Annotated in this window: 25 protein-coding genes; all 25 read right to left on the minus strand. The window is 39.1% G+C overall.

The window, feature by feature from the left end; all coding sequences use genetic code 11:
• Positions 1 to 80: 80 nt before the first annotated feature.
• The 25 genes from G608_RS0113420 to G608_RS0113540 all read right to left on the minus strand — a co-directional run bounded on the left by G608_RS0113420 (position 81) and on the right by G608_RS0113540 (position 24,276).
• Complete coding sequence (locus tag G608_RS0113420; RefSeq protein WP_026496474.1) at positions 81 to 413, minus strand: hypothetical protein; 333 nt, start codon at positions 411 to 413, stop codon at positions 81 to 83.
• 407 nt (positions 414 to 820) lie between these two features.
• Entirely contained in the window at positions 821 to 2,440 is a 1,620-nt protein-coding gene (locus G608_RS0113425; RefSeq protein ID WP_026496475.1) for a glycosyltransferase family 2 protein, read from the minus strand.
• Between the two features lie 50 nt (positions 2,441 to 2,490).
• Positions 2,491 to 4,143, minus strand: a complete 1,653-nt coding sequence (locus G608_RS0113430) for a hypothetical protein (protein ID WP_155833294.1) — start codon at positions 4,141 to 4,143, stop codon at positions 2,491 to 2,493.
• A gap of 171 nt (positions 4,144 to 4,314) precedes the next feature.
• Complete coding sequence (locus G608_RS0113435) at positions 4,315 to 5,364, minus strand: galactitol-1-phosphate 5-dehydrogenase (protein ID WP_026496477.1); 1,050 nt, start codon at positions 5,362 to 5,364, stop codon at positions 4,315 to 4,317.
• A 60-nt stretch (positions 5,365 to 5,424) separates the two neighbouring features.
• Positions 5,425 to 6,150, minus strand: coding sequence for an IspD/TarI family cytidylyltransferase (locus G608_RS0113440; RefSeq protein ID WP_026496478.1), 726 nt, complete (start codon positions 6,148 to 6,150; stop codon positions 5,425 to 5,427).
• A 34-nt stretch (positions 6,151 to 6,184) separates the two neighbouring features.
• Positions 6,185 to 6,853: a ribulose-phosphate 3-epimerase gene (locus tag G608_RS0113445; protein ID WP_026496479.1), complete on the minus strand. Its 669-nt coding sequence runs from the start codon at positions 6,851 to 6,853 to the stop codon at positions 6,185 to 6,187.
• A gap of 110 nt (positions 6,854 to 6,963) precedes the next feature.
• The gene (locus G608_RS0113450; RefSeq protein ID WP_026496480.1) at positions 6,964 to 7,335 is read right to left on the minus strand and encodes a hypothetical protein; all 372 of its coding nucleotides are present in this window, start codon (positions 7,333 to 7,335) and stop codon (positions 6,964 to 6,966) included.
• Positions 7,320 to 8,579, minus strand: a complete 1,260-nt coding sequence (locus tag G608_RS0113455; protein ID WP_026496481.1) for a hypothetical protein — start codon at positions 8,577 to 8,579, stop codon at positions 7,320 to 7,322. Before G608_RS0113455 ends, G608_RS0113450 begins: the two co-directional genes overlap by 16 nt.
• Entirely contained in the window at positions 8,560 to 8,781 is a 222-nt protein-coding gene (locus G608_RS0113460; protein ID WP_155833295.1) for a hypothetical protein, read from the minus strand. Before G608_RS0113460 ends, G608_RS0113455 begins: the two co-directional genes overlap by 20 nt.
• Positions 8,782 to 8,798: 17 nt before the next feature.
• The gene (locus G608_RS0113465; protein WP_026496483.1) at positions 8,799 to 9,395 is read right to left on the minus strand and encodes an SIS domain-containing protein; all 597 of its coding nucleotides are present in this window, start codon (positions 9,393 to 9,395) and stop codon (positions 8,799 to 8,801) included.
• Positions 9,395 to 10,978, minus strand: coding sequence for a sugar phosphate nucleotidyltransferase (locus G608_RS0113470; protein ID WP_035795654.1), 1,584 nt, complete (start codon positions 10,976 to 10,978; stop codon positions 9,395 to 9,397). The genes G608_RS0113465 and G608_RS0113470 overlap by 1 nt, the downstream gene beginning before the upstream one ends.
• Positions 10,979 to 11,067: 89 nt before the next feature.
• A complete protein-coding gene (locus tag G608_RS0113475; RefSeq protein WP_026496485.1) occupies positions 11,068 to 11,265 on the minus strand; it encodes a hypothetical protein in 198 nt (65 codons plus the stop codon).
• Position 11,266: 1 nt separating this feature from the next.
• Positions 11,267 to 11,848 (minus strand): hypothetical protein, encoded by a 582-nt coding sequence (locus G608_RS0113480; RefSeq protein ID WP_026496486.1) that lies wholly within the window; start codon positions 11,846 to 11,848, stop codon positions 11,267 to 11,269.
• A 272-nt stretch (positions 11,849 to 12,120) separates the two neighbouring features.
• Entirely contained in the window at positions 12,121 to 13,407 is a 1,287-nt protein-coding gene (locus tag G608_RS0113485; RefSeq protein WP_026496487.1) for a hypothetical protein, read from the minus strand.
• A gap of 4 nt (positions 13,408 to 13,411) precedes the next feature.
• Positions 13,412 to 13,855 (minus strand): hypothetical protein, encoded by a 444-nt coding sequence (locus G608_RS0113490; protein WP_026496488.1) that lies wholly within the window; start codon positions 13,853 to 13,855, stop codon positions 13,412 to 13,414.
• Positions 13,856 to 13,889: 34 nt separating this feature from the next.
• Positions 13,890 to 14,696, minus strand: coding sequence for an aldo/keto reductase (locus G608_RS0113495; protein WP_026496489.1), 807 nt, complete (start codon positions 14,694 to 14,696; stop codon positions 13,890 to 13,892).
• A 22-nt stretch (positions 14,697 to 14,718) separates the two neighbouring features.
• Positions 14,719 to 15,927, minus strand: a complete 1,209-nt coding sequence (locus G608_RS22570) for a radical SAM protein (RefSeq protein WP_051209333.1) — start codon at positions 15,925 to 15,927, stop codon at positions 14,719 to 14,721.
• Between the two features lie 85 nt (positions 15,928 to 16,012).
• Positions 16,013 to 17,197 carry a LicD family protein gene (locus G608_RS0113505; RefSeq protein WP_026496490.1) on the minus strand — a complete coding sequence of 395 codons (1,185 nt, stop codon included), beginning with the start codon at positions 17,195 to 17,197 and terminating at the stop codon, positions 16,013 to 16,015.
• A gap of 11 nt (positions 17,198 to 17,208) precedes the next feature.
• Entirely contained in the window at positions 17,209 to 18,165 is a 957-nt protein-coding gene (locus G608_RS0113510) for a DUF1919 domain-containing protein (protein ID WP_026496491.1), read from the minus strand.
• A gap of 12 nt (positions 18,166 to 18,177) precedes the next feature.
• Positions 18,178 to 18,615 carry an adenylyltransferase/cytidyltransferase family protein gene (locus G608_RS0113515; protein WP_026496492.1) on the minus strand — a complete coding sequence of 146 codons (438 nt, stop codon included), beginning with the start codon at positions 18,613 to 18,615 and terminating at the stop codon, positions 18,178 to 18,180.
• Between the two features lie 22 nt (positions 18,616 to 18,637).
• Positions 18,638 to 18,871, minus strand: a complete 234-nt coding sequence (locus tag G608_RS0113520; protein WP_051209336.1) for a phosphopantetheine-binding protein — start codon at positions 18,869 to 18,871, stop codon at positions 18,638 to 18,640.
• Between the two features lie 19 nt (positions 18,872 to 18,890).
• Positions 18,891 to 20,042, minus strand: a complete 1,152-nt coding sequence (locus tag G608_RS0113525; RefSeq protein WP_155833296.1) for a hypothetical protein — start codon at positions 20,040 to 20,042, stop codon at positions 18,891 to 18,893.
• Position 20,043: 1 nt separating this feature from the next.
• Positions 20,044 to 21,591, minus strand: a complete 1,548-nt coding sequence (locus tag G608_RS0113530) for a BCCT family transporter (protein WP_026496495.1) — start codon at positions 21,589 to 21,591, stop codon at positions 20,044 to 20,046.
• The gene (locus tag G608_RS0113535; RefSeq protein ID WP_026496496.1) at positions 21,539 to 23,041 is read right to left on the minus strand and encodes an AMP-binding protein; all 1,503 of its coding nucleotides are present in this window, start codon (positions 23,039 to 23,041) and stop codon (positions 21,539 to 21,541) included. Before G608_RS0113535 ends, G608_RS0113530 begins: the two co-directional genes overlap by 53 nt.
• Before the next feature lie 125 nt (positions 23,042 to 23,166).
• Complete coding sequence (locus tag G608_RS0113540) at positions 23,167 to 24,276, minus strand: hypothetical protein (RefSeq protein WP_026496497.1); 1,110 nt, start codon at positions 24,274 to 24,276, stop codon at positions 23,167 to 23,169.
• Positions 24,277 to 24,341: the final 65 nt, after the last annotated feature.

Consider the following 24,341-nt stretch of genomic DNA (forward strand, 5'->3'; position numbering starts at 1 on the left):
GTCAAGATGCAAATTGCCATTATATTACATTAATAAAGGCCCACAGGAATTTCCTGTGAGCCCCAATTTTCTTCATTATATTATGCCTGATACTTATCAAGCGCTGTAAGGTCTCCCATATAATCAAGAACCTTCTTACGTCCAACCTTGTTGAGCTTAACATACTGCTGCATAACTCTGTTCTCTACAATCTTGTTGCCAAGATCGGTGCCCTTCTCGAGAGTACTAAAGTCAACCGGATTAAGGTTGAGCTTATCGCACATACGGATAACTGTACCATAAGCCATTCCTTCTATTCCTCTGTCCAGTGCTGTTACCAGTGTGCTATATGGAATCGACATGTCAATCGCAAACTGCCTTACGCTCTTGTACTGTGCCAATATTTCTCTTTTAAGAATTTCAGCCTTTGTCATCTGCATTACCTCCTTTATTCTGTATTTCAATGTGCTGCAAATGTTTTTTCGTCTCTTTGTAGCAGTTACAAATATAACACATGTACGTTTTTTCGTCACTTATTTTTTTCTTAAATTTTGTAATAAAATTAAATAAATTTATCTTCGGTTTTTGGGCAAATTAACGAAAAAGGCACAGATATAGGAATTATCTGTGCCCGCGCAAATAGCCATTGTCTTTTTTACGTATTTGTTTTTCCACAAATACGACAATATAATGATATTTATTTTTACAAATGTTCGTAAATTTCAAAAACTTTATCGAAATTACAAACAAATTTTTCAAATTGTATAAAAATATTTTTCGCTTTTTCGTCTTGTGTTTTATATCGTTTCCTAAAACGTTTAATATATCAAAAATGTAAACGCTAAATTATCATTCCGTTTTCTGATAAATATGCTGACAACTTTTTTAGAAGCCTTTCAGGATCAGATGAACCGGCAACAGCATCCCCTGCAAGAATGTAGTCAAAGCTTCCTGACGGCCATGGGAAGGTAACAAGCTCAGGATTGCCGGATATCATATCATCTGCCATATACTTCGAAAGGCCTGCAAAAACATCAGCATTTGTAATTCCGGCGGTATAGCTTCCGGGGACAAGATATTTAATAAAGGATAGTGTTGTGCCCATTCCGGCGCTGATATCGAGGATCCTTAATACTCTGTTATAGAGCTTTAAATCAGCTGCTTTCTCACCGGCACCTTCTACATTTAGAGGACCTCCGGCAGGCCTCTCACAGCTCTTTGCTATCGCATCCATAAACGCAGTTATCTTGTCATCCTCAGGCAAAGTGTAGCTCCAGATATCAAAGCCCCACTTTTCCTTAAACTTTTCTCTTGAATTCTCCATGGCATCATTTCTGCCTGCAAAACCGCTTCCGCCATGATGATAGATGAAGGCATTATGGCAAAGAACCTGCCTCCAGCCGGCAAGACACAATCTTATTCCAAGGTCGTCATCCTCAAAATAGCCGGGAGAAAAACGTTCATCAAAAACATGCTGCTCCTTTTCAGAAGACTTTATAAGTACATCCCTTACTGTTTCTCGGCGTAATAAAATAGCAAAGCCTGTCAACCTGCAGCGGACCTCGTAGGGATTCCACATGGGAACATTGTGATCCTTTGCGTAGCTCTTGGATGCTTCAATAGCCGAATCAAGACTTATGGTTCTCCACCAGCGGTGCTCTTTTTCAGGCTCCTTTGCGGTATCCGCGGATTTTATCAAATTTGCGGACAGATTCGTCAGCGGTCTTGCATCATTCATAGGTGCCATTTTTACGTATGGCTCCAGCGATTCCTGAGAGACCTCCTGGGACGGTGCACAGTTTGTGACAGCACCGGATGCGCCGTTTCTTTTGTCTGAATAAAGCCCCATCTTAAGCCAGAAAAACGCACCCGGCATAAGAACTGCATCATTATTTAGGAAAAAAATGTCATTATCTGCATTTGCATTGGCAAGACCAATATTGCAACCTGCAGGAAAGCCCAGATTTTCGGAATTCTCGGCCAAAACAAAATCATCATGCTCCTCTGCAAGACTTCTTAAATACTCCTTAAGCTCTTCATCCGAAGAAGCATTGTCCACAACGATTATCTCATAGCTGCCTGCTTTGACGTATCTTCTTATAGCTCTGATGCACTCCCTTGTAAGCTCAAAATCATTGTAGGACACGATCACAATTGACGTTCCGCGAACCCTTGCCCTATCCGAAATATCCTCCATAGCATCACGTATTACCTTTTCATCCTCAGGCTCATCGCAGTAGTGAAGGGCGTTTTCAAAGCACAAAAATGCCTGATCTGCATTGCGATACCTGTAATACAGACCAAGCATAAAATACAATTCATAATTATCATAGTGAGCGCGAAGGCCCTCAATAAGTACAGCATACTCATCTATGCTGCTGCCCTCCTGCTCAAATTCCCCAGCCCGCAGAATAAAGGATTCAGCAGACTCCCTCAAACTTTTTTCCTCATGCGCCTTCATAGTTTCCCCCACTAGAATATTTATGTTCTACCCCAAGATTAGTTGTCCGTTCAATCAAATACCTCTTCACAATCTGCATCGGCAGCTTCGCCAGCAGTTTCGTCTATAGTCTCATCTGCGCTCTCGCTGGCACTTTCATAATAGCTATCAAGCGTAGAAGCTTCTGCTCCTGATTCTTCCGCATATGAAGCATCCTCTCCGCTATCTGAACCCGAATCACTGCTTCCATCTACAGCGCCGGCATCACCATCCTGCGGATCGCTATCGCTGCCTGATGTGCTTCCGCCTTCCGATGTATTATCTACACCGGTGCTTTCATCACCGGAATAAGAATCATCAGCATAGCCGGAATTATCACTGCCACCGCCATCATATCCCGTACCATCATCCGATGCATCATAATAAACGTCATCATCTTCGGCTTCCCGCTCGCGCTTATCAGAAATATATGTGCGGATTTTTTCTTCTCTTATTCCAAGATATTCTTCCTTGAAAAGTCTTTCAAATTCATCTTCAAGAAGTTCATCCTTCTTTTCTTCAATGAGCTCAGAGAGCTTCTCTTCCACAAGCTCTTCAAGAGCTGCATCCTTCAGCTCACGAAGCTTTTCATCCCTAAGAGCATCTATCTTTGCATCGTGAAGAGATTTACGCTCTGCTTCCTCCTGGGCCTTTTTTGCATTAACTGCGTCCCAATCGGTAAGTACAGAAACCGCAGACCAACTAATCTTGATCGTCGGACATTTCCTGAGCTTTGACCAATTGCCGTTGCCATTGCATTTTCCAACGAGCCCAAAGGAATAGGAATCAAAATCAATATTTTCAGGATCCGTAGTAAGACCATAATCAAAGGTCTGTGTTTCCTCATTCCAGGTATATGCATAAGCATTATCAGGGGCTGGCCCAAGCTCTATCTCAATTTTTTCCTCCAGATCATTCCCTATTGGAGTTTCATTACCCTCGGCATCCACAAGAGCAAGATATAAACTACAATCATTCCCATCGAACTCATCAGAATCTGTAAAAATAACATCCTCTGCATCTTCGATTTCTGCTATAAGTTCGAATTTTGCAGGCACATTGCCCATATTTTTAACAGAGAGCATGTCACTTCTTGAGGAAAAATCGTAATCACCCTCTTTATTTCTAAAAAGAAGATTTGCATCCTCTTCTACATTACCACCACCATACTTAGCTGCATTTGTAGCATAAATAAGCTGCATAGGATCAATAACATAGTCGAAAGGAGAATCCTTGCCCCATGTTGGATAACTAATATTCGTAACATCCACAGGATGAGGATCAATTTCAACCTTGGCAGTTTTGACATCAGAGCCGTCTTTTTCTGCTTCCTCAGCTTCTCTCTGCTCAAGCTCGGCTTCAAGATCTTCGTCATCTATCTGAGATAACAGCTCATCTTCATCGATCTGACTCTCAAGCTCCTCCATGTCGATTTCGTCACGAAGCTCATCTTCATCAATCTGAGAATAGAGGCCATCCTCGTCTATCTCATCACGGATCGCACTTTCGTCCACCGCATCATAGGCTTCATCCTCTATGTCTGAGAGCTCTGATGGAGTCAGCTCGTCAATCCCATCTATATACTCATCGCCCTTTTCATAAGCACAAAAAGCCACCAGTGGATTCCCCACCAGTAGCGCGGTCACGCAAAATGATAATATTGTTCTAAAAAAATGTTTCTTCATAACGGCCACCTCCAACATCCATGTTCTGCCGATACTACATATATTATATCGGAGTATGGTGTTATAAAGTTTAATAAATATGTTATAAAACTATTAAAAGATGATTAAAAAGCTGATAAAATCAGCATATTGTGGTTTTGATGCAGTCAAACCACTGATTATTCTATGGTTTCATCTGACCATCATAATCTTAATATATGCTTCGGACTTATCTCTCATTATTTCAAAGCCATTTTCCAAGTCCTCAAGAGAAAATCTGTGGGTTATGAGCTGCTGCGGCATAATAGTGCCTTTCCGTAGCCTTTGAATTACATAATCCCAGTCATCGCCGTCTTTTCCAAGAAAAGTTGAATTCCAGGTCCCTGTTATTGTCAGCTGTTTTCTTAAGATTTTCCAGTATTCATCCTTTTTTAAGGTCATATCGCCGTGGGGATTTCCGACAGTAACAATACAGCCCTTAGGCGCTGCCGACAATACAGCCTGACTGAAGGTATCATTTGATCCTACACATTCAAAAACAAGGTCAGCCCCTGAGCCTGCCATGTCATGGAGCCAGCTATAAAATGAAGCCTCACCCTCTCTGGTATCAAAATAGTTTTCACTTTTTATTCCAAGCTTAGTTGCGGCATCCTTCTGCACATCCTTATTACCAACAACCAGCACCTTCTCTGCCCCTGCATCAAGTAAAAACATGGTAAGTAAAAGTCCTATCGTGCCAAGCCCGATTACAAGAACCGCTTTGCCCTTTACCGAACCTGCCTGTCTCATGGCATGCACTGCAACAGCCATAGGCTCAAGCATAGCTGCACACTCATAGGATATTTCATCCGGAAGCACTGTAAGATTCGAAACAGGCACGGAAACATATTCTGCAAATCCACCGTCACACCTTGAGCCCAGATAATTATAATTTTCGCACATCTCAGGGTGACGATTCCTGCAGCAATCACATTTTCCGCAGGGGATAAGGGGAAATACCCCGACTCTTTTGCCTATGAGTTTTTCATACTCATTGTTGTATGTCTTTTCTACTATTCCCGAAAACTCATGCCCCGGAATGATTGGATGCTTATGGGCTCCTGTTTTATATATTCTTGGAATATCAGACCCGCATATTCCTGAAGCCATAACCTTAACAAGCGCCCATCCGCGTTCAGGAGCAGGTGCCGAAACGTCTTCAAAGCTTATATCGTTTATTCCGTTAAGAACCCATGCCTTCAATTCAGGTTCCCTCCAATATTAGTGTCATTAAAAATTTCTTCTGATTTTATGAATGCCATATTATTCAGGGCTGCTCTTTTTGGTTGTAAGAAAATGCTCAAAAGTAGCAAGGTCCTCTCTGGTGGTTATCTTGATATTGGCTTTATCACCGGGAATTATGGCAATATCCATCCCTGCCATAACAGCGGGCTGCGCCGAGCCTTTTATATCAAGAAGCTCTGCTTCAGACAGCTTTTCATTCGCATCGAAATACTTTTCAAAATCAAAAAGCTCCGGCGCCTGACCTGCAAAAATTTTAGATCTGTCCAAAAGCCCAGATATACTCACTCCGTCATCGCTTGAATATACGGTGTCACTCATCGGAAGCGCCGGCATTACGCCGTCATGTCCCTGAAGCGCATCAAAACAGGCATTTATTAGATCATCCGAAAGTGCAGGACGGGCAGCATCATGGACAAAAACGGTATCTGCGCCATGGCACTGAATTTTTATCTCCTTCATGCCATTTATTATAGAATCCTGACGATTTCTACCTGGCTGGGCAAAAAAAATCTTTTTTTCAGAAGTCATTGAATTCGATAATACTTCTGCGTTGATACCTTCTTCGATCCTGTCATGCCACTTTTTATCTGCAACAATACATATCGAATCTATATTCTTATTTCTGTACAAACTCTCCAGGGCGTAGATAATGATCATTTTTCCGCATACTTCCAAATACTGCTTTGGAATATCGCCGCCAAGCCTTGTTCCAACACCGCCGGATAATAAAATCGCTACATTCATAAGCTTCCATCACTAAATTTTTATGAGTTTTATATCATTTTCCCGGGATAAGACCTCGTATTTCGGAAAGAATCTCCGAGTATGGTCTGCCCTTTCCGAAAAGAAGATTTGTTCCAAGAACAAAGCCCGTAACGCCCTTTGGTGCAAACTCCTCTATCTTATCCGCCGTACATGAACCATCCCAATAAACCTCAAACTTCATCTCATCTCTGAGAGGAAGGATCTTTTCAAACTTCTCGCCGACATAGGGAAGATACATCTGACCCGCATTTCCTGGATTAACTGTCATAACAAGGACCTTATCAACGATCCTTAGCATCTCATAAATGGTCTCAACGCTGGTTCCCGGGTTAATGGCAATACCGGGAATAATCCCTGCATTGATAATTCTCTGAAGGGTCGTGGCAGGATGATACTCCGCCTCGGGGTGGATATAAATGGTATCACCCTTTTTAAGCGCTCCCGTGAAAATATCTATTGTATTGAGGGGATGCTCGACCATAAGATGGACATCAAGCGGCTTTTTGGTCAGCCTGCGGATCGCCCTAAGGTCATTTAAAGACATAGCAAAATTATTGACATAACGGCCATCCATTATGTCAATATGGAACGAATCTATCCCCGCCTCGTCTAACTCAGTAACTTCCTTCCTGAGATTGCTGTAATCTGCGCACATCATAGATGCCATAAAAATATGTTTCATCAGGCCTCCTGCCTACACATATATTATGTGTCAAATCCTAAAATGATAATAACACAAAAGCCGATAATATCGTTAAAATATTATCGGCTTATTGTAAGCAAAACTTTAGTTTATTTTTCTCTTTCTATCACCGGTAGTTCACATATGTCTCTGTCAACGTTAATGGCAACTGACATTTCAAGTCCTGAAGGTTTTCTGTCATTCACAACAATACGTTCTCCCATAGGCATATTGAATTTTATATCATCATACCTGATTCCATTTTCTTTCAAAAAAGCCAGTGTCATCTCCTTGTACTCATCTGTTCTTGACGTAAGTATAATTATATAATCATCAGACGGTATGGCATCAATATACTCCTTCGCCCCCTTAAGAAGCGTATCGTGACCATCTATCTTATATCCGTTGTGCTTTACTATCGTCCCGTCTATATCAAAAATCCAGGTCTTGGGAAGTGTTGATAAAATCAAAGGTTGTCCCATATAATATCCTTAGCCTCCACTATATTTCTATCAAACTGCTTAATGTAATAAATATCTATAGATTTCCACTTTGTATCACAGTAATTATAATCCGGATAAATCGCTATCTTTTTTGCCTTTGCCTCGCGAAGAATATCACACAGACCACTTCTTATTCCTATGAAAGTTCCCGCTCTCTCCACAACTGAAAAAAGTTCCGATATTGACGGAGATATTGCTTCAGTACCATCAAGAGGCATCTCCTCCCCAACTACATTTGTGAAGCACTTATACCCCTGCTTAGTATAATAGCTTACAGCATCACTCCATACCCTAAAATCGATTGCAGTTACTGACTTGGCATAGGGCGAAAAAATAACCGCATTGTTAGACGGTATCTTTTCAAGTTCCGGATACACTCTCATCAGTTCTCTTCTGGGCTTTTCAGGTACTGTATCTACAGGCAAGCCATAGACACCACAACAGTATATCTGTTCCAGGTTTATCTTTTTAATATAAAGAGCTTTCGATAGATTTATTACATAAGGTCTGTCCTGATGCGCTATGTATGAGTTTTCATCCCGAGTGTACAACACTGCCTGAATCATAGCATCCAGCTCTTTTGGTTCGTAAACTTCAATATCGTTTTCGTCATCAAACAACCGAATCACACCCGATAATACTTTCGACGGAACACAAAACACTGTTTTCCCGATTCCTTTTTCCCTGGCGAATGCAGGAAAATATGCTCTCATAAAGTAAATATCTCCCAAAGCATTAAACGGACAAAATACTTTAAAGCATCCAGGATATTTAGATGACAGTTCCTCTAAAAGCAGTTCTCCATGCTGCTCTCTTTTTGTCATCCTCTCAATTGTTTCTTTTGAGAGTGAGTATTCCGCATAGGTATTATAGTCTATTACCTTCCTTACAATTCCTTCATACCCTATATCTCGCAGTTGTTTGAGCATAGCAGCATAAAACCTGGAAGTAATTAGAACTATTGCATTCTTCTGCCCACCATCTATATATTCGAAAATCTGATTTGGATATATTACCTTTGCATCCTTATAAATAATTCCCTGTTTTTCGATGCTATTATCCAGGATACCCTTTACCTTTATTCCTTTTTTCTCAAGAAAATCTATACACTCCAGCGTAGCGTTACAATGCCCAAACAAAAAGACAGTCTTCTGCTGCAAATCAAGCTTACTATCTATGGAATTAAGATTTTGAACCATTTCATCAAAAAGCTTTTTTTCCATTTTCACCTACTGCCTTCCGAACTTCCTCCGGAGTCAGAATCCCTGTTTTTACATAATTCTGAATACATGGATATTGCCGGCTTTTGGCCGTCACGATAATGTCATCTGTAAACTCATACAAATAATAATATTTATCATAATCCGTATTCGTATTAGCTTCATGCGATTCATTACCACGAGGTAAATAGTCAAATACTTCCATACACATATACCCCAACACTATTTCCAAAGATCCTCGCCCCTGAGTCTTGCGCCAATACCGCCACCGGGGTGGTTCTTCTTAAAATCATCAAGTGTTACTCCCATTCTCTTGCATAGCTCTATAGCAATTCCCTGTAACACTATCAAGTAAACTGTCGTTGAGTTGTTTGGCATAATATCCCACATATCACCCTCGTTACGAAGTTTCATAATAAAGTTCTTGTCCAGAATCTCCATGGTCTTACATTTATCCGTAAACGATATAAGCCAGGTATTGGTACCTCTTTCTTTTAGATATCCGGCAAGCGCCACGGTCTCATATGTATTACCACCCTTAGAAAGCAAAAAAACGATATCCTCTGATCCAATCATACCAAGATCTCCGTGGACTGCTGTATTGGTATGAAGAAATCTGGCATCAATACCGGCACTGTTAAGTGTACCAACAAACTTCTCACAGATTGGCACATTTTTCCCGAGGCCACTTGCTATTATCTTGCCACCATTCTTAAGTGTTTTCTCACACTCATCTAATATCGTTTTATACTGATTCTCATCAATAGAATCCATCGCTTCTTTGATTGTTTCAAGAACTTCACTGTAATATTCAAGCATCAAAGAACCTCCTCTAAGTAATACAGCCCATTATAAAATGAGCCGCAAACAGAATCATAGTCCTGCCATGTATAAGTCGTAAGAGACAGCCATATAACTGCATGCAAAAGCTTAATCTCATACTCGTCCGCACCTGTTAAATTAAAGAAATCCTTCTCCATGTCCTCCCAGCCATTGGATTCGATAGACAATCTCACTTCACCATAACCGAGAGTTTCAATAGCTTTACCGTCTACAATTGAATGTCCACCTATATCGAGGTTGAACTTTTTCAAATTAAACCTATCATAATTTCCAACAATAGAATAATAGAGTTTCGCCCAGTCATATCTTTCATCACCATATATTTCAGTAAACCCGAAATACCCTCTGGGATCGATCAATACCGGCTCACCATTATCTCTTATCATCAAATTGGAAAAGGTACAATCGCCATGAATAAAACTAAATTCATTGCAACGAAGTTTTGATAATGCATTTTCAAGTTTATCCCTATGATAAAATACATTTCGGCACTTCCTGCCGTTTACTGTAATGCTTTCATCTAATGCATAGGGAACCAGATTCTGAACCTTGGATAAGCGCTCCATGGTTTTGTTGTAATACGCTTCTTTCATGCTAAAGCTGTCCGCGACGCTTTTTTCAGACTCGTGAAGAGTTTTTAGCGTATCAACAAGGCTTTCCAGAATCTTCTTTTTATCATCGTATCCATAATTGCAGTCATATATGTTTTTACCTTTAATGAACTCCATCTTTAAAGGTGATGTTTCATAAACTATAGGAAGCCCTTTTATTCCTTTGTCTTTAGCCTTCACATACCAGGCACATTCACGCTTTGCCAGCTTCCTTCCCTGCTCATCCACAGGTTCCTTAATCAGAACATCTCCTTCAACGGTTATCCTGTTGAAAGGTCTTGTTTTCACCTGACCAAGCTTCTCATACTCCTCAAGTAGTCCAAACTCTCTGGTCCCGGCAAGGCTTACTTCTTTAAACTTAAGATTTTTACCCTGCATCCACCGAACAAGCTCGCCGCTTTCAGGAACATCTGCAATAACAGCCTTTTTTCCAAAAAGGAAAAATCCGGCAACTCCATGCTCCGTTGATCTCTCCTCCTCAAACTTACCGTCTTCAAACTTCCATCTGCATGAAAAAGTAGAGGATATACCAACATAATCACTCTCAGGTCCATCATCAATATGACCTGCATTCTTCTCCGAGCTGTCGTTTGTATCATTGTACTCCTCAGGCAGTTCGAACCCATCCGGCAAAATCAGATCCGACCACACAAGCATGAATGGCTTATCATCGGGAATAAGATCTATCGCCTGTCTTATACCACCACAGGTTCCGGTTCCTGATGCATCAACAATCTGATACTTAACATCAGCAAAAGCAGAAAGGTACCTGTGAAGTACGTCCTTCTTATAATCTGCAATTATCACAAACCGCTTATCCGGATACTTCCTGAACAAATAAAAAATCATCGGCAGGTTCTTCACCGGTGTCAGTGCCTTAGGTTTATTTTTTGTAAGATATCCAAGGCGTGTTCCCTTACCGCCTGCCTGAATTATTACGTAATCCATATCTCCCTCTGTTACTATAGTAATCAAAAACTCCTGATGCGCGTCAATTTCATACTTTACATCAGGAGTTCTAACAGTTTATTTGCTTTTTATGTTAAATCATCAAGAATTGTCTTAAATGGAAGCTTTATCTTTTCTCTCTTTTGTGGGTTCGCCTTCATCTCTGCAAATAATCTTTCTTCCTCTGCCTTTAATTCTTCTAAAGACATATTCTTAATCCATTCCGGAATCTCGCGACTATCATCTTCTGTAACTGAGCCAATAGGAAAATCTTTAATATCAGCCATATTATCGCACCTCCTCAAAATAAATATCGTTGGTCTGCATACAAGATTCAATAGCTTTCACCCTTGCTTCACTTTCATTATATCCTTGCTGAATATACTCAGCAACGCTAATTTCAAAGTAAATTGGGTTAATATATTCATTACTGCTATATATGTAAATCTGCCCTCCATGCCCTACTACTATGCCCAAAGAATACTTGTTGACATAATTAGAATTTAGATCATCAATACTTGGAGGTGTACCTTCGGGATGTGAATGAATTGTAATTAATCCGGGATTAGCTATTATTATAGTCTTAATAGCATCAGAATAACTTATCGTCTGTTCTTCCTGCTCATTGATTTCTTTTGCAACAATTCTACACTGAATTGGATCTATCCAATACATATCCTCATATTCTGTTCCTGTTCGATGAAAGAGCATTTTCTTAGCTACCTGATACAAGAGCCGATTAACATCCTTGCTCGCAGTAATTAAATCAAATTTTCTTCTGAATTCACTTCCATTTATATAAGCCTTAACTATTTGCGTCGACTTATTCCTCCCCGCCCGTTGCTCTTCTTTTTCGTTATTTTCTTCCAAATATATTTCCTCCTATGTACTTTTTTGTAACCACAGACATACATAGGGTTAGAAAGGCTTATAATTCCTAAAAAGAAAGAACTAAAACGTCAAAAAGCTGTTATCGGTTCATAATAATTCAATCATGGGAATAGTCTGGCGAAATGCCATGAACTCTACATATGAAAAGATTACTATGGAAAGATAACACATTATGCTCATGATGTAAAGTATGAAGTTGTCAAGGTCCCGAAAATATGTTTTAATCCAAATAATGGCTTGTTTTAAGTTTATCAGTCCAAATATCCAAGAATACTCTTAAGTGTTTCATCTATTCTCGGAACATCAAATTCCAGTTCCAATGCATCATCGCACAGTTCCATAGTCTTAAGTGAAAAATACGCAAAAGCACTATCCATATAAAAACGGTTACCTGCATCATAGAGAATAATTTTCTTGGCCTTTGCTCCACTTATAACATCGCAGAAACCACTCCTAATCCCAATAAATGTTCCTGCTGCCTCAATAAATTGAGGCGCAATATCAAGAGGGAAGAATATTCCCTTCGTCCCCTTTATTGCAGTTTCCGTCTTGCCGCTTGAATTAGTAACTACGCTATAACCTCTATGAACGAGTTCTTCTACCAGCTTCTCCCAAAACTCTATAGGAAGATCTGACAAAGTATTTGAATACGGTGAAAGAGCCACAGTCTTATTGTACTGCAGTTCATATTCATCAAAAAAATTACCAACTCTGTCTGACTCATCCTTAAAAGCAGGATGCTGAGGCTTAACATCATCAGGCAAATCAAACACATACTTCCTGAAAAGCTCCGTGAAATAAAGTCCCTTATATCCCCTAAACCACTCCACTTGATTAGTGTGAACCTGAGGCCAGCAGTCATTAAGAATTTTTAAATAGCCCTTTTCTCTGTTAAGCATGTAATAGTAAATCAAACACGAGGCATAATACTTTTTCTTTACTAATTCAACATTTTTTATATCAAAAAGCTTAGTAACCTTCTTGCAGGCGCCTGTTATGACAACAAAAATGTAGTTATCTATTCCATTCCGTTTTATATATTCATCCCAAAAAGTACCAATAAGATAAATATCTCCGGTACCTGTATATGGGCAAAGAAATATGGGTAAATCACCATATTTTTTCAAAAGACTTCTTCGGTAAATTTTACCAATACCGGCATTAAATAACGCCAAAATTACACTTATGATTTTGGGATTCAAACTCCATATATTCCCGGATGAAATACCCGATTCTGTCAGTTGCGGTATCATCTCACGCCAATAGTTTGAATATAAAATATATAACTTTTCAGGTGCAGAAGGATCCGTTATACTACGAGGATCAATAACCTCCAGTCTTGAGCAATAACTCCCCTGCTTTTGCTTATCGTTATCAATTACTTTAAGGGGCTCTACACCTAACTCTCGCAATATCTGAATAATCTGTCTGGTGTTGTCACTAACGCCAAACAGATATATCTCTTTGTTCGCCATCCTACCAAAGAAGTGCCGGATTTTTAATGCTCTGGTTACCCTTCGAAGCTCTCTATCATACATTCCCTCACCCCTTTGTACCCGAAGCCCCAGGCACATATCTTAAGTGATATAACGCAAGACACGCAGCATCATCTTCATTTATATCTGTCTCATCCAAATATCTCTGGAGTAAATTGTCAGCAGGTTTATCTGTAAATGTAAAAACAATATTGTCAAAAAACTTCATAAAGCAATAATAATCATAAAGCTTGGAAATATCACCTCCAGGTAGAGAAATCAGTTTGACATTATCTCCGGGGCTTATATCAAAATCACCCAAGCTATATACATCCTCAGGATAAAAAATTATAGCAGCCCTCGCATACTTTCTCCCTATAAAATCAGGAAGATTGTCAATGCAAGCCATATCTAATGCCCTGTTCTCACCGGAAAGGACAAGCACTACTTTCTTATAATTTATCCCGTATTTTATTCTCAAAATCTTCCAGAGAAACCATCCTTTAATCATAAGGAAACCTCATTATCTATCCCGACAGTTATATCTAAAAATCAAAATTATCAGGATGAGCACCAAGTCTCTTACCACAATCCAGTTCGTTTATAATATCCATATCTCTACTATCCAGTTCGAAGTCAAACACATCAAAATTCTGCTTCATTCTCTCCGGATTGGAAGATTTCGGAATTACTGCAACGCCACGCTGAATATGCCATCTTAGGATAATCTGGGCAATAGTCTTATCATATTTTTCAGCAACACCTTGGATTTTCTCATCATTCATCTCCGAACTGCCAGGACCTCCAAGAGGGCACCAAGCCTCAGGTACCGTACCACGTTTATTACATTCATCAACTATTTCACTGTTAGAAAAATATGGATGTATTTCGACCTGATTAACTACAGGTACCACAGAAGCACCATTTTGAACAAGTGCGTCCAAATGATGCTTCTCAAAATTACTTACACCGATTGCTCGTACCTTACCTTCTTTGTATAGCTTCTCCATTTCAAGATAAGCATTTTCAAAGCCTTCGGCAGGCCAGTGTATCAAATATAAATCCACATAATCCGTACCAAGTCTGTTAAGGCTCTCTTCAAAAGCCTCCTTGACGCGATGCTCTCTTATATCCTGTGTCCAAAGCTTAGTTGTAAGGAAAATATCACCTCTACCTACTCCGAAATCTCTGATTGCCCCCCCGACCTCCGACTCATTTCCATACTGCGCCGCAGTATCAATCATCCTATATCCAACATTAAGTGCATCTATGATATTTTCTTTTTTCTGAGACCATCCACCGATACCAATAACAGGCATCGATACGCCATTATTTAGCTTTAAATATTGCATGTAATATCCCCTACACAAAAATCTATAATGTATACTCTTTAATTGTCTTATTACTTGCCTTCCACTCAGAGTCAGGTCCCCAGTTTTTCTGATCACAGAACCTGCAGAACGGAACCCACCAGGATGAAAACTCAGCAAACTCATGCCAATCCTTCACCTTATAAATATCAAGATAATCTCTTTCTGCAAATTCCAGGTTCTTATTAAACTTTTTATTAAAAATATCTATATGCGCCTGAACCGGACACATATAATATCTACCATCTTTAACTACATTAAACTTGTTGAAATACAGACAGTGTACTACATGAGCCTTGGGTACTTTGCCCTCTAAATCCATTACGTGTTTATCTGAAATCTTTACAACTTTCGTCGGATCAACCGCATGAATATTCGAAGACAGTTTAAGATGTATTCCATATTCATTGGCTTTCCTCTCTATAGCTTCATAATCAAGCTTTATAGGATAAACAGTCACCGTAACATCTATGTTGTACTCTTTTAACACTTCCCATAAATTACCCTTATCAGAATGCTCAAGACTGAGCAAAAGTACTCCATTCGTCAATAAAATCAACTGCCCATTGGGAAACTGCTCCCTTGTTATCTTAATCAGCTCAATAATGTCCGGATGAAGAGTCGGTTCTCCACCAAGAAAGGTTATTACCCCAATCTCATGATCATAAATTTCACCCATCCGAGTCATATCTTTTCTGAACTGTTCAACATCCACAAACCACTCATCAGAAAGCTGCGAATAATGGTCACACATCTGGCATGACAAATTACAATGATCTGCCAGACTAATCTCAAATGTCATCTCATCCTTATTCCTTGGTGCCATCTGCTCTGCAATACCAAGTCTTGTGTGTTCTGTCATAGTGAACAGGTTTTTAAAACCTTTTTCTCTAAGCATAGGCACAACTATTCCCTGATGATAATCCGGAATCCCCAAAACAATTCCAATATTTGGAATATCAATAAGTTCATCTATATTCCTAACCTGTAAATGTCTGTAATAAAAATTATCTTCATTTGGAGTAAAAGATATTACATATCCTTCAACATTAACATCGCACATATCAAGGAAACGGACCAGCCATTCCTGAGCTTCTCCACGCCCAAAAACATATATGTGCTCATATTTTTTACAGAACTCCATTAAATCATCAATTTCAAAAATATGTGGCAATCTGTTAATCCAGTGCTTGTTCCTTGCTATAGTACTCATTAAGTCCCCTTTTGATTAAATAGTTATTTTCATAGCCATTCCATGAATGCTCTACTATGCTCAACACATTTTCTTCATTTCTAACCTACACATAATATGACGGAAATAAATGCTGTTCCCTTTTTTCTACAGGTGGCAGTACCATATAGTCTCCATATCTGTATTTTAAATACTGCTCATATCCAATTGGTGCTCTAAAATAACCGTCTTCAAATTTAACCATCTTGTAGTCACTATATATGTTAGCAGGAACAGCCCATGGCCTGTGAACTGTCCTAATAACATTTCCAACATATTCTGATTGATAGAACGAACGACTGTGTCTCTCCTGAATAACTCTCTTCCTTATATCGACACTGTTTATATTAGGAACATCCTTTATGATTGCGTAATAAAACCAATCTGCATCTAGTTCCAAATTTCTTTGCCATTGTCTCTCTATCGCTTCGGGTTCACTTGGGTAACCCGCAATTGGAAAAATATCTATAAAGACCGAAAGTTCTCCTGCGCCAAACATCCAATCATAATCCCTGAATATCTTAGTATTGGGATTTACCACCTGAGCAAATTGCAAAACAAAATCGTCGTCTTTTTCCCAATAAAAAACTTCATTTTTTCCATGCTCGGAGTACTCTTTTATAAACTCTGTAAAATCCTCAAAAGGCATATATACATCTATGTCATCATCCCATGGAATAAAACCCTCATGTCTTAGCGCACCAATCAGTGTTCCGCCACCCAAAAAATACTTTAGCTTTTTATCCTCACAAAAATCACTAAAATCTTTTAATAGATTAAGTTCCAGCTTTTGTACTTCTTTAAGGGATAGCTTTATGTGTGATGCATCAAAACAATTCCTCACTTTCTTATACTCAATATGCTCTCTCGACAAATCATAAAGATTAATAATTCTCTCATCAGATATTTCTTCAGCACAAAGTTGCGCTTTGAACTCAGCATAATGTGTGTTTGCCATCACGATCAGCGCATCCTCACTGATTGTTTTAACTCTCACAGGCTCGACTACTACTCTTTTGTACGAAATAATATTAGAGAACTGTTTTTTGTATGGAATAATCACCTTTCCTATTTTTCTAAGGTCATTATCCAATACCCTCACATTATCTATTCCATAATCATATAGTGCCTGAACAATCACTGATAGCCAAGGATGAACCCCAAGCCATACGACGGATACATATTTTTTTTCTGTTATTTCCTGCATCAAAACATCCAATAGTGGTACAACAAAATTATGTTTCTTTAACATATATGATTACCTCAGTTATTGTCTTTGTTCATCCATCCTACAAGATCAAAGAAGTTTTCAATCGCTGGCTCACGCCTATTTGTTGCTTCAGTCGCAACAATATATGGGGGTTTATATTCAAAATGGTCATAATAACTGCGTCCTTGCACAAACAGTTTTTTTTCATCTAACTTAGCAAAAGCGTTATAAGCCTCTTTTGAAATCGGTGGCCTATAGCCATATTCCTCCATGACAAAGATGATCCTGTTCCAATTTAAACGTTCTCTAAGGAAATTCCATCTTTCTACAGCTTCATCAGCAGATTCTGTATGTCCAAGCAAAACCTCAATATCATCCACCACTCCAATGGGCCAGGCTTGTTCAAATCCATAAGTCCTCGTTTGTTTTTCCCATCCCTTTAACTTCATCTCGCAGTTCATATAGTGTTCCAAATTTAGGCAAAGCTTAATGAAATCATCATCTTTAATTCCAACGTTAACTGTAGGCGACAGCAGTGGCATGTCAAATGCTTCATATATTGTTCCACCCACACAGGTATTACTTATTATTGTAGGTGCACTTCCGCTAGTCAGCTTTCTTCTAAAGTACCCTAAAAATCGGTTGATATTATAAGTATCCCCATCAATCATAAGATCCTTATACTGTGGTATTATGCACAACATATCCAAATCCCACAGATGATCAAGCCATAATAAATCCGCCAGTATTTCTTTATACACATGTGGTGAAATAATCATTCTGACGTGAATTCCGGAATACTCCCGCAATCTATTAACTGGATAGATATGGTGTCGATTGCAAAGCGTATCTTTCCTCTCTGGATTCTGGTCAAGGTAAAAGAGAAAGTCTATATTGCATTTATTCAGGTAGTATCCAACCCAATACCCTGCATTTCCTGCGCCATAGATTATTATTTCACCGGTTTCATTTTCAAAAAAAGCCTTCATATCATTGGTAACTCTGATCATATACAACTCCTGTCATATCATTGGATGTTCATCCAAATACTGTTTAATTATCGAAGTCAATTGTGTACTTGATATTCCATCCGTGTGAGGTAAATATACAATCTCAACTCCAACCGGCAAAAACTGTTCCTCATAGTGCTTCCACTGTGGAGTTCCCTGCCAGTCAGATCCGACAAACATCTTGTCAAAATGATATTTTTCCCAGGCACCGTATTTATTCTTATCTGTCTGGGGAACAACCTGATCCACGTATTTTATTGCTTCAACTATCGCAACTCTTTCTTCATAGGGAATAACAGGCCGTTTCCCCTTTTCTTTGATAACAAGTTCATCAGTACTGACACCAACAATTAAATAATCGCATAGTTCCCTTGCCCTGCGAATAACATTTAAGTGCCCAATATGAAACATATCATAAACACCGGTTGTATAGCCGATAACGTTTCCCACTACCTCTGCGCCTTTCTAACGCTTAATGCCCAAGATATTTCTCAATTACAAATCCAATCTGCTCCACACTGTTAAACGATTCCGGAGTTATCTCCTCAAGTCTTATCTTGATTTCAAATTCTTTCTCAAGTTCTCTTATAAGCTTTAAAAGGGAAAAAGAATCTATCCAACCTCCTGAAATAAGATTGTTCTCTTCGTTAAAGTACTCACCTTTAATTGTTTTCAAAGCTTTGATTATTCTTTCCTTAATATCCATTCTGCCTCCAATATAAGCCTCAGATTGATTTTATAAAATCATCCAAAGGACAGTTTGTTTCGTACGTAATACTCTGCTGCATCAAACTAGGGGCCCACCAACGCCTTATATACTCATCGTCCTCCATCGTCACAAAAAAACTCTCCAACTTATCACCTTCTGAGTCGTATTCATGCCAACATCTATCCCATAATGTATGAAGCAATAGTTTATTATCCTTCACCCCCAATGGCACCATCATGAAGCGTGCTATTTTATCTGGTAAATCCCCTATTCCTTCATTAATCGTCTTACATTCGGACACAGCTTTCTGCCCCCAATTAATACGATAGATCTTGCCTTTATTCATTGGAATTAAAAAGATATCGTCACCTGCTTCTAGCGGTTCCCAGTAATAAGAAACCACTTCATCAGCATTATCTATTTCACCAACATAAAGCCTTTCTTCAATTCCATTTGTCTCGTCCCATTTGCACAGATACAATCTGTTTCTATCATCCTCAATCAATAGCAGAATATCTTTGCGCCGATCAAGTAAACCGTGAACCATCTTGATCTCATCATCAAATCTATTCAATACCATCTCATCTGTTTCTAGATAAAGTTTTCCGATTGCAGGTACTACTCCAAGCGGTAGATACGCAATTGATTCCCTGATTGCATATCCGTTAGCAAAATAATAATTTTTTGAGTTTATATGAATGAAATCATTCTTATTTATATTTGCGTTTATGGAACATGCTATCTCGTTTGTTTCCAAGCTCAGTTTTATTAGTCCGGGATATGTTGCCCCTAGGATATATGCGAAATTGTTATGTGTAAATCCCTTGAAAAAAGGATCATTTGAGTCAAAAGTGACCAGTTCGTCATTCACATCAAAACTAAGCTCAATAGAAACAGTATTTCCCGAATGTACATCAACAACATCGAGCCTGCCTGACTCTCCTGGTATTAGTATTGCCTTTTCGCCTTTGAAAATTGCAGAATAAAAGAAACGTCTCAGTTTTTCTCCAGAATGAGTTAGCCATTGCTCAACCCACGCTGTATGCGTATTCAGATTAACTCTACACAGACAAGGATAATCCTCATGAATAACAAGCATAGTATCCCCGTCCAAATATGCATCATAGGTTTTTATGTACTTGTACTGTTTTCTGACATCATTTTCCATATCACTCCGCATTATGGTTATCTCTTAAATCCTTAGCCAGTGTAAGCATCACAATCGCCTGAATAAAAATCATAGGAAACGCCGCAATCATACTGATTGTTCGCATGGTTTGAGCCCCCTTTAACTGCAAAAACGAAAGGGTTAACACAATTATAACAACTGCCCATACTATTCTATTTTTTCTCCCTGTCCGGTCATCACAATTCCAGTTTTTGGACGTCATCAAGGACAATGTAAAAGCTGTTGAATCAGTTGTGGTGGCCATAAATATCAAAGACAAAGCAGCATACACCAAAAGAACAATTCCAGTAAACGGAAGACTTTCCAAAGCACCTATTACGGCCGCCTCATTGCCTTCATTCTGTAAAAAAGTCACGAGGTCTACAACGCCTTTTCTTTGTACCTCCAATGAAAAGCAACTGAGAATTGAGAAGCCACATAATGCGCCAATAGTACCATATCCAATAGTTCCAAGTACCATCTTCCTTAAACTCTTTCCTCTGGATATTCTTCCGATAAACACCCCGATAATAAGTACATAAGCCATATCATAGGCATAATAGAAAACTGACCACCTCTCAGGAAAGCCATCATTTCCCAATGGATCAGTATAAAATGACATTCTAATAAAATTCTGTATGTATAATCCTAAACTGTTAGTCTCCCATTTAATAACAGTTATAGGATTGATAATAATCACAAGAAACAATAAGAATAATGAAAAAACAAAGACATTGATCCTGCTCAGAAACTTGATTCCCTTATCAAGCCCCCTCCATACAGAAAAAACAAACAAGATCAGCCATAACATCAAAACAAAAACAGTAACCTTTTCCCTATCATTTATTCCGGTGAATCGGCATAAAATACTACTTAAAAGTGGCGTAGAAAAAATCATGGATGTAGAAACACCCCCAAGCGTTGCAATTACACCCAGCACATCAACAATCAGAGCTCCTGCGCTATTCAAAATGCCACGGTTGGCAAGTATCTGCCCAACCCTGGCCGTTTTTTCTTCTCTGACATACAAAAAATAGCCGATAAAAACCGCCACAGGAACACATAAAGCCCAATAGGAGACTCCCCAGTAATACTGTCCGCACATATGCGCATATTCAAAAGCTCCATCCGACATTTTCTCAATTCCAAAGGGCGGATCCATCAGAAAATTGAGGGGTTCAATTATACCGAAAACCATCAGTGAACCTGCTAAGCCCGTACATATCAGCATAATAGCCCAGTCAAAATCAGAAAATTCCTCCTTGCTACTGCCAAGCACTACTTTTCCATATCTGCTAAAGGCAAGCCAAAAGGAAAACACCAAAGTAATTATGTAAATAATGGTATATAAAACGCCGACTTTATCAGTAATGAAATCATATATTGCACCAACCAGACTATTAGCCTTAGAAGGAAACAATGTAATAAGAAGCACAATTAACAAGACCACAGTCAAAGAGTACACAAAAACTGATAAATCCAACTTTTGCTCTGCATTATCCTTTAGATTGCTTTCTGAGTTCATTTCTGTCAATTTTTCCACCTTCATTATGGGGCATTTCCTCCAGCCTTATAACCCTGTCCGGTAACATATACCCCGGAATTATAGATTTAAGAGTTGTCATTACTTCATTCTCAGAAATATCTCCTTCGTAAAAGAAACTTATATAGCTCGTTTCTTTATTAAAAGTGCACGCACATTCCTTTATCGAGCCCATTGTCATCGCCGTATTCTCAATTTCTCCAAGTTCTATGCGGTAACCATGCCTTTTAATCTGTTGATCTTTTCTTCCTCTATAGATAAGATTATTATTTTCATCCAGTGATACCAAGTCACCAGTACAGAACATCTTCTCAGGATACTCATTATTCTCCGGATTCTGAACAAAGCATCTTTCAGTAAGTTCCATATTTTTGTAGTAGCCACTTGCCAGGGAATCTCCTAGGACACATAATTCCCCTATTCCCTCATTGTCAAATGTAGAATCGCCTAAAGCTCTTATGTATATCCTCGTATTTGGATATGCTACGCCCATAGGTATTTTCTCGCTATCTTCAAATTCTCTGTCTATTATATATCGGCATACTAATTCGGTAGTTTCAGTAGATCCATAGGCATTTATAAATGTTGCTTGTGGAAGAGCCCGCATCCAAGCTCTCAAAACCGACGGGTGCATTTCCTCTCCCCCAAAGGTAACCAATCTAATACCTGACAAATCTGCTTCTCCAAGAGCCTCATAATGAACCGGTATTGCCATAGCAGACGGAAGCCAATTGATAATTGTGACCTGCTTCTCTTCTAAGAACTTCATCAGCTTACCAGGTGCAAAAAACAGGGCAGAAGGAATTATATACGTGGTCGCTGCGCATCTCACCGTATAAAATATATCCTCTATGGGTCCCACAGTATGCAGAGCATACTGATTGGCAAAAACATCAGTGTCCTTTATACCATATTCTCGGACAGCCATCTCATAAAAGCTGTTTACAGCACCATAGGTTGTTACTACTCCTTTGGGTTCTCCCGTAGATCCGGAGGTAAAGATAATATAGGTGGGATCACTGAATAATATCTGATTCCTCCTATTGCGAAGCTTATCAGAATCGGCTTTACATTCTACAGAATCAGAATATTCCATTACCGGAATATCGATATTTTTCTCTTCAAGTTTCTTTTTTCCTGCTTCATCCGTTATAACAAGGCAAGGATGCAGAATATTTATTATACGAATATTATACTCAATTTCCGTCGCACTGTTAAGCACAGCATACGGATTACCGCTATATATTGCTCCAAATATTGACACAATACATTCAGTACATCGGCCCATTAAGATTGCTATTGGTCGCCTGTTACTATCGAATTCAATTATTTTCCCTGCCATATTACGAGCCATTTTTTGAAGCTCAGTGTACGTAACCTTAGTTTTTCCATCTGAAAAGGCCAGTTTGTCTGAATATGTAACAGCATGTTCATCAAGGTAATCAGTAATAATCATTATAAGCCCCTCATAATATTTGTTTTTTGCACAAAAAAGACACTACATTAAGTTTATCACAAAATGTAGTGCCTTTCGAACTTCATTGAATCAATTTAGCTGGTCACATCATTTGAAATAGATACTTACTTCACATCAGCAATGTAGGTCTGTCCGCCCCACGTAAACTGAATAACGTTATTGCCTTTCCAGATGGCATCATCATACTTACTAGCTGTATACTCTGTTCCAGCATCCGCATTATAAGCAGCTATGATCTGTGCCCATGAAATTGTTGCCCAACCATTCTTTACTGTGAGATCACCAGTGATATCTCTGCCATTCCACTTAACCGCTGTAGGAGCTGTAGTTCCAAGTCCACCATCATCTGCTGTTCCACTCTTAAGAGCGATATCAAAGCCCCATGAACTATTCCACTTAGCCTGAGCAATAACTGACTTATTCTGTGTAGGAGTGAATGTAACTGAAATAGTAGGCATTGGCTTAGCAGTTACTACACCTGATGTAGCATCAGTTGTTTGCCAAGTAGTCATTGCTAAACCACGGTTCATTGCAGCTGTTATCTGAAGGTCAAATGCTGTACCTGTCGCATTAGTAGCATCCTTAAGAGCATATTCATATGTTGTCGTGCCTGCGTTGTCGCCCGTACCATGTGTTCCTTTTAATTCATATTCAGCCTCGTCAGACTTCATCGCATTATTCAAAGTTGCCTCAGTAGCACTAACGGCTTTTTCTGCAACTCCAGTTGCAATAAATCCAATATACAATCCCTTAGTGCTATCGTCTGTTCCGCTAAAATCAGATGTTGTTGAATATCCTGACGTATATCCTGCGTCTGTCATCTTCACCTTGATTTTAAGATCAACAGGCTTATAACTCTTATTAGATATTGTCAACTTATCACTAGTTCCTGATACAGATACGTTTGTTCCATCAACATTCTTAAAAAGAACACCTTCATTATCATTAACTGTTACATCCGCACCAAATGCCTTTCCTGACTCGGCGATAAGTCCTTCAGGATCTACATTAAACTTAAATGTACTTGTAAGGGCATCGTCTGTTGGAAGTGCTATCTGGTAAATATCAGTCTTGGCAGACACTTCTGTTCCTGCTCCGGAAATGCCAATGTCTGTACCACTAGCGCCAGCAGCTGCCAAAGCTGTCATAGCTCCGCCAAATAACATTGTGGTTGCCATTCCTACTGCTAATACTCTGTTAAAATTTCTTGTCATAAAAAATTACCTCCTTGGTTTTTACAAGTAGTCATCCATGACTACAGTTAAAAAGTTTGTTACAA

This window comes from Butyrivibrio sp. WCD3002, from assembly GCF_000424265.1.
Classification (GTDB): domain Bacteria; phylum Bacillota; class Clostridia; order Lachnospirales; family Lachnospiraceae; genus Butyrivibrio.

Coding starts and splice junctions, on each gene's coding strand:
- G608_RS0113455 (WP_026496481.1), bottom strand. CDS start 8,579: ATGGAAAAAAAGCTTTTTGATGAAATGGTTCAAAATCTTAATTCCATA.
- G608_RS0113440 (WP_026496478.1), bottom strand. CDS start 6,150: ATGAATGTAGCGATTTTATTATCCGGCGGTGTTGGAACAAGGCTTGGC.
- G608_RS0113485 (WP_026496487.1), bottom strand. CDS start 13,407: ATGTATGATAGAGAGCTTCGAAGGGTAACCAGAGCATTAAAAATCCGG.
- G608_RS0113445 (WP_026496479.1), bottom strand. CDS start 6,853: ATGAAACATATTTTTATGGCATCTATGATGTGCGCAGATTACAGCAAT.
- G608_RS0113540 (WP_026496497.1), bottom strand. CDS start 24,276: ATGACAAGAAATTTTAACAGAGTATTAGCAGTAGGAATGGCAACCACA.
- G608_RS0113535 (WP_026496496.1), bottom strand. CDS start 23,041: ATGATTATTACTGATTACCTTGATGAACATGCTGTTACATATTCAGAC.
- G608_RS0113450 (WP_026496480.1), bottom strand. CDS start 7,335: ATGGGACAACCTTTGATTTTATCAACACTTCCCAAGACCTGGATTTTT.
- G608_RS22570 (WP_051209333.1), bottom strand. CDS start 15,927: ATGAGTACTATAGCAAGGAACAAGCACTGGATTAACAGATTGCCACAT.
- G608_RS0113470 (WP_035795654.1), bottom strand. CDS start 10,978: ATGGATTACGTAATAATTCAGGCAGGCGGTAAGGGAACACGCCTTGGA.
- G608_RS0113525 (WP_155833296.1), bottom strand. CDS start 20,042: ATGGAAAATGATGTCAGAAAACAGTACAAGTACATAAAAACCTATGAT.
- G608_RS0113520 (WP_051209336.1), bottom strand. CDS start 18,871: ATGGATATTAAGGAAAGAATAATCAAAGCTTTGAAAACAATTAAAGGT.
- G608_RS0113430 (WP_155833294.1), bottom strand. CDS start 4,143: ATGAAGAAACATTTTTTTAGAACAATATTATCATTTTGCGTGACCGCG.
- G608_RS0113465 (WP_026496483.1), bottom strand. CDS start 9,395: ATGCTTGAATATTACAGTGAAGTTCTTGAAACAATCAAAGAAGCGATG.
- G608_RS0113530 (WP_026496495.1), bottom strand. CDS start 21,591: ATGAAGGTGGAAAAATTGACAGAAATGAACTCAGAAAGCAATCTAAAG.
- G608_RS0113425 (WP_026496475.1), bottom strand. CDS start 2,440: ATGAAGGCGCATGAGGAAAAAAGTTTGAGGGAGTCTGCTGAATCCTTT.
- G608_RS0113505 (WP_026496490.1), bottom strand. CDS start 17,197: ATGTTAAAGAAACATAATTTTGTTGTACCACTATTGGATGTTTTGATG.
- G608_RS0113510 (WP_026496491.1), bottom strand. CDS start 18,165: ATGATCAGAGTTACCAATGATATGAAGGCTTTTTTTGAAAATGAAACC.
- G608_RS0113495 (WP_026496489.1), bottom strand. CDS start 14,696: ATGCAATATTTAAAGCTAAATAATGGCGTATCGATGCCTGTTATTGGT.
- G608_RS0113490 (WP_026496488.1), bottom strand. CDS start 13,855: ATGATTAAAGGATGGTTTCTCTGGAAGATTTTGAGAATAAAATACGGG.
- G608_RS0113460 (WP_155833295.1), bottom strand. CDS start 8,781: ATGGAAGTATTTGACTATTTACCTCGTGGTAATGAATCGCATGAAGCT.
- G608_RS0113420 (WP_026496474.1), bottom strand. CDS start 413: ATGACAAAGGCTGAAATTCTTAAAAGAGAAATATTGGCACAGTACAAG.
- G608_RS0113475 (WP_026496485.1), bottom strand. CDS start 11,265: ATGGCTGATATTAAAGATTTTCCTATTGGCTCAGTTACAGAAGATGAT.